Annotated in this window: 1 protein-coding gene; it reads left to right on the top strand. The window is 58.8% G+C overall.

Annotated elements, in window-relative coordinates; all coding sequences use genetic code 11:
• Positions 1-150: 150 nt before the first annotated feature.
• Positions 151-1431 carry an IS110 family transposase gene (locus Q0330_RS19190; RefSeq protein ID WP_299483510.1) on the top strand — a complete coding sequence of 427 codons (1281 nt, stop codon included), beginning with the start codon at positions 151-153 and terminating at the stop codon, positions 1429-1431.
• The last annotated feature ends 218 nt before the right edge of the window (positions 1432-1649 follow it).

Here is a 1649-nt window from a genome sequence, read left to right as displayed (position 1 = left end):
GGTGAACTCTGTCCCGTAGCATGTTGGGAACGGCGCGCTGTTGAAGGTTATGGCCGCCTGCGCAGCCCACAAATTGCGCAGCAGGCGGCCATAACCGGGTCTCAGGTCTCTATGGTGGTTTTGCGAACCACACCACAGAGGAGACCGGCTATGGCCAAGGTTGAGCATACTTCGGATGCCCGTGTTCTGGTAGGCATCGACATTTCCAAGCACCGGCACGAGGTGCTGATTGCCGTTCCGGGCAAGACGCGGCGACGGCGCCTGATGATCACCAACAGCACCGATGACTTCATGCGCCTGATCGCGATCTTGCGGGAATACGGCCTGCCTGTCCGGATCGGCTTTGAAGCGACTGGCAACTATCATCGGGTGCTGATGTATCATCTTGGCGTCGCCGGGTTCGATCTGAAGCTGGTGTCGTCGGTCGCCCTGGCCCGCACGCGGGAGGCCCTACACAACAGCTGGGACAAGAACGATCCGAAGGATGCCCAAGTCATCCTGCACATGCTGCAGATCGGCGCTGTGCAGATCTTTCAGGACCCGATGGTGGCCGGCACGAATGACATTCAGGAATTGTCCAAGACCCATGATGCCGTGTCGCGGTCCAAGACCGAGCTGTGGCACCGGATCCTGACACATTACCTGCCGCTCTACTTTCCAGAAGCCGATCGTTTCCATCGCAGCTCGCGCACCGATTGGTTCCTGGCTTTCCTCGAGATGTTCCCCTCTCCGCACATGATATCGGCCCTGACCAAGGAGGAATTTACCAAGGCGGCATGGGAAGTGGTCGGACGTAAAGTCGAGAAGACCCTCATGTTGTCAGATATTTACGAGACAGCAAAGGCATCTGCCGGTTTACCTGTCGCGCCGGACTCAGATGCCATCCGCATGTTTCGCATGATGCTGGCCGAGGGCAGAAGCCTGATCCGGCAACGCAATGCCATCGAAGATCGGGCGGTCGAACTGCTGGGTGGCCGGGCCGATTATCAACTGCTGCGCACCATCCCCGGCATCGGGCCGATCAATGCTTTGACCATTCTGGCCGAGACCGGCGACCTGCGCCGTTTCCACCATCACCGTCAGTTTCTGAAGTTTTGCGGCATGGATCTGGCCACCGTCCAGTCCGGCATGTTCCGCGGCCGCAGCAAGATCTCCAAATATGGCAACGCTCGCCTGCGCCGCACATTGTGGCTCGCAGGGCAGACGGCGGTCCTGAAGAAAGCGAACAGCTTCCGGGACAAATTCGAGCGTTACATCGCTCAAGATCGTCACAATCCGGATCTTCGACGCAAAGCCTATACCGCTATCGCAGCCAAGATGGCGCGCACCATTCACGCCGTGATCAAATCCGGCGAACCCTATCGCCCCTTCTTTGAAGGGACGAGCCCAGGCGGAAGGACCTCTCTCTCAAAGGGCCGTGGAGGCGCATGACGCGACCTCGTAGATAATGTTCGGGCCTTCCGCTTGGGATTTAGGATCTCGTCTTAAGGACGGTGAGGGCGGCAACCAGGCCGACCCTGTATTTGCTATGGCAGAGACCACTTCTTGACGGCGGAGCCCGCCTGGGCGACCATTCAAAGGTATCCAGTCGCTCGGATGCCCCGTGACCTGATGCCTAAAACCGCGTTTCCTTCCCGAGCTAGGACGTT

Source organism: uncultured Paracoccus sp., assembly GCF_937873615.1.
Lineage (GTDB): Bacteria > Pseudomonadota > Alphaproteobacteria > Rhodobacterales > Rhodobacteraceae > Paracoccus.
Note: the sequence above shows the minus strand (reverse complement) of the source record. Positions and strands in the feature narration are given on the sequence as shown.

Bases quoted from the DNA above. Each gene is read 5' to 3' on its own strand.
- Q0330_RS19190 (WP_299483510.1), top strand. From the start codon at position 151: ATGGCCAAGGTTGAGCATACTTCGGATGCCCGTGTTCTGGTAGGCATC.